The sequence below is a fragment of the Variovorax nitratireducens genome (genome assembly GCF_051216545.1).
Taxonomy (GTDB): Bacteria; Pseudomonadota; Gammaproteobacteria; order Burkholderiales; family Burkholderiaceae_C; genus Variovorax.
The window spans coordinates 1-1,208 of sequence record NZ_JBPJZO010000031.1 but is presented as its reverse complement, the minus strand read 5'-3'; the positions used below and the strand labels follow the sequence as shown (position 1 = coordinate 1,208).

The 1,208-nt window shown below is 63.1% G+C and carries 1 protein-coding gene; it reads right to left on the bottom strand.

The annotated features are described in order from the left end of the window. A protein-coding gene (locus ACSFA8_RS27160) for an IS3 family transposase (RefSeq protein WP_435482562.1) occupies window positions 1–1,144 on the bottom strand; the annotation gives its coding sequence in 2 pieces (ribosomal slippage) (window positions 1–850 and window positions 850–1,144; 1,145 coding nt annotated over the 2 pieces). This gene is flagged as partial in the annotation. Window positions 1,145–1,208 lie beyond the last annotated feature (64 nt).

Genomic DNA, 1,208 nt, shown 5'->3' with positions numbered 1-1,208 from the left:
TATCCGATGGCCGTGTGCATGCGCACGCGGTTGTAGAAGCCCTCGATCCAGTCGACGATGTCCAGGCGCGCCTGCGCCCGTGTGTCGTAGCGTACCTCGTAGATCCGTTCGACCTTCAGCGTCTTGAAGAAGCTCTCCATCGCTGCGTTGTCCCAACAATCTGCCTTCCTGCTCATCGACATCTTGATGGCGAAGTCCGCCGCCAGCCGGCGGTACTCGTGGCTTGCGTATTGACTCCCACGATCCGTATGTACAAGCAGTCCGGCACCGGGCTTTCTCTGCCAATATGCCGATCTCAGTGCCGCACAGACCAGCTTCGCGTCGATCGTCTCGGACATCGACCAACCCACGATTCGGCGACTCGCCAAGTCCATCACGGCGGCCAGGTACAGCCAGCCCTCGCCGGTCGCAACATACGTGATGTCGGCCACCCAGGCCTGGTTCGGCTGCCAGCCATCGAAACGACGATCCAGGAGGTTGGGCGCCACCGGCAAGCGATGCCTCGAGTCGGTGGTGGCCACCCAAGGCCGCCGATACACCGGACGCAGCCCTTGACGCTTGAGGCTTTGGCGCACGCGCTCGGCGCTGACGCGTTCGCCTTGCTGGCGAAGCTGCTGCGTGATGCGCGGCCGACCATAGCTGCCTCGACTGCCGCGGTGAACGAACTGCACCTTGGCATCCAGGGCCTGGTTTGCGAGGGCTCGAACGCTGGGCGCTCGCACGCGCCACTGGCAGTACCCCGTGCGGGACACCGACAGTACCCGGCACAGCCGGCTGACCGTGAACTCGTCGCGATGATTGTCGATCCAGGCGTACTTCATCGCGACCCCTTGGCAAAGTACGCCGTCGCTTTTCGAAGGATTTCCACATCCAACCTCGCGTCAGCAAGTTCCCGGCGCAGCCGGCTGTTCTCCGCCTCCAGTTCGCTCACCGGGCGACGGGTGGGCATGGCTGCACCACCTCCGATGGCTTCAGGCGCGGCGACGTCAATCACCGCTCGCCGCCGTTTCCAGTTGCCCACTGTGGCCACCGGCACGCCCAGCCGGCGTGCAGCCTCGTGGCTGCCGACCGACTCCGCCAGTCTGATCGCTTCGACCTTGAATTCGTCCGTGTACTGCCGTTTCGGCAGCTTGCTATCTCGCATTTCGATTCTCCATACAGCTCAAGTTTCCAACTTTCTTGCTGTACGTGAAATCGAGGCAGGGTCA